2 protein-coding genes are annotated in these 1888 nt (G+C 54.3%); both read left to right on the forward strand.

What is annotated here, in order from left to right; genetic code table 11:
- The first annotated feature begins 12 nt into the window (after positions 1–12).
- A complete protein-coding gene (gene rfbB, locus HK24_RS13310) occupies positions 13–1068 on the forward strand; it encodes a dTDP-glucose 4,6-dehydratase (RefSeq protein WP_086634874.1) in 1056 nt (351 codons plus the stop codon).
- Positions 1069–1088: 20 nt separating this feature from the next.
- Positions 1089–1888 (forward strand): glucose-1-phosphate thymidylyltransferase RfbA (gene rfbA / locus HK24_RS13315; protein WP_198942138.1); only part of this gene is annotated, 800 nt, incomplete at its 3' end.

Genomic DNA, 1888 nt, shown 5'->3' on the forward strand with positions numbered 1-1888 from the left:
TAAGAGGTTGAAATGCGGATATTGTTGACAGGCGGTTGCGGCTTCATAGGTTCAGCCGTGGTGCGTCATATTATCAGAAATACCGAACACAGCGTGCTGAATGTAGACTGCATGACGTATGCAGCTTCTGAAGATACCGTAGCCGAAGTCGCTTCTGATCCGCGTTATTCCCACGCACGGGCGAACATCGTAAACGGCGTTGAAATGCAGCGCCTCTTTGAGGAATATCGTCCGGATGCCGTCATGCATCTGGCGGCTGAAAGCCATGTAGACCGTTCGATTGATGGTCCTGGCGTTTTCATCCAGACAAATATTGTTGGCACTTATTCTCTTCTTGAAGCTGCCCGGAAATACTGGAGCAGCCTTGAGAATGATGAGAAAGCGGCTTTCCGTTTCCACCATATTTCAACGGATGAAGTGTTTGGCCACCTTGAGCCAAACGATCCGCCATTTACTGAAACAACCCCTTACGACCCTCGCAGCCCTTACTCCGCTTCAAAAGCCTCTTCCGATCATCTGGTTCGTGCCTGGTATCACACCTATGGCCTGCCAACTTTCGTCACCAACACAACCAACAACTATGGCATCTGGCACTTCCCGGAAAAGCTCATTCCGCTCGTGACCATCAACGCCATTGAAGGTCGCGAATTGCCGGTTTACGGCAAAGGTGAAAACATCCGTGACTGGCTGTTTGTTGAAGACCACGCTGAAGCCCTTGTCCGCGCTGTCGAAATCGGCGAGCCGGGAGAGACTTACGCCATTGGTGCACGTCAGCCCCGGACGAACCTGGAAGTCGTCAAGAAAATCTGCGCGGTTCTGGACGAACTTCTTCCTGACCCGGAAGGCCCGCGTGAACGTCTGATCCGCTATGTGACAGATCGCCCCGGCCATGACTTCCGTTATGAAATTGATCCGTCCCACGCCGAGAAAGAGCTGGACTGGAAAGCCAAGAACGACTTCGAAACCGGCATCCGCAAAACGGTTCAGTGGTATCTCGACAACCGTGACTGGTGGGAAGGAATCCGCTCCAAGCGTTACACGGGACAGCGACTGGGAACACGCTCATGAGCACGATCGAGACGAAGCCCATGAAGGGTATCATTCTGGCTGGTGGTTCAGGCACACGCCTGTATCCCATGACTCTTGCTTCCTCAAAGCAGCTCCTGCCGGTCTATGACAAGCCGATGATCTATTATCCTCTTTCCACGCTGATGCTGGCGGGAATCCGGGATATCATGATCATCACGACCCCGCATGACATGCCACAGTTTCAGCGCCTTCTGGGCGATGGTTCACAGTTCGGCGTCAACTTTGAATACCGCATCCAGCCTTCCCCAGACGGTCTGGCCCAGGCATTCCTGATCGCGGAAGACTGGATCCAGGGAGCGCCTTGCGCACTCGCCCTTGGCGACAACCTAATTTTCTCCGAACATCTTGGCGTTCTGCTCCGTGCGGCATCGAACCGTCCGGAAGGGGCAACCGTGTTCGCCTATCAGGTCCGCGATCCAGAGCGTTATGGTGTGGTGTCGTTTGATGAAAGCGGTCGGGCCCTGAAGGTTGAGGAAAAGCCGTCCGAGCCAGAATCTCACTGGGCCATCACAGGTCTGTATTTCTATGATCACCGCGTGGTGGATTTTGCCAAAAAGGTAAAGCCAAGCCCTCGTGGGGAACTGGAAATCACTGACCTTAACCGGATGTATCTTGAAGAGGGAACGTTGCAGGTCGATCGCCTTGGGCGCGGCTGTGCCTGGCTTGACGCCGGCATGCCGGACAGCCTGATGCAGGCTGGAACCTTCGTTCAGACCATTCAGTCCCGTCAGGGTATGCTGGTTGGCTCACCTGCTGAAGTCGCATTCCGCAACAAGTTCATCAACGCTGACCAGCTTCG

The sequence above is a fragment of the Gluconobacter sp. DsW_058 genome, assembly GCF_002153615.1.
Classification (GTDB): Bacteria; Pseudomonadota; Alphaproteobacteria; order Acetobacterales; family Acetobacteraceae; genus Gluconobacter; species Gluconobacter cerinus.

Excerpts from the sequence above, each read along its gene's own strand:
- rfbB (WP_086634874.1), top strand. The coding sequence starts at position 13 with ATGCGGATATTGTTGACAGGCGGTTGCGGCTTCATAGGTTCAGCCGTG.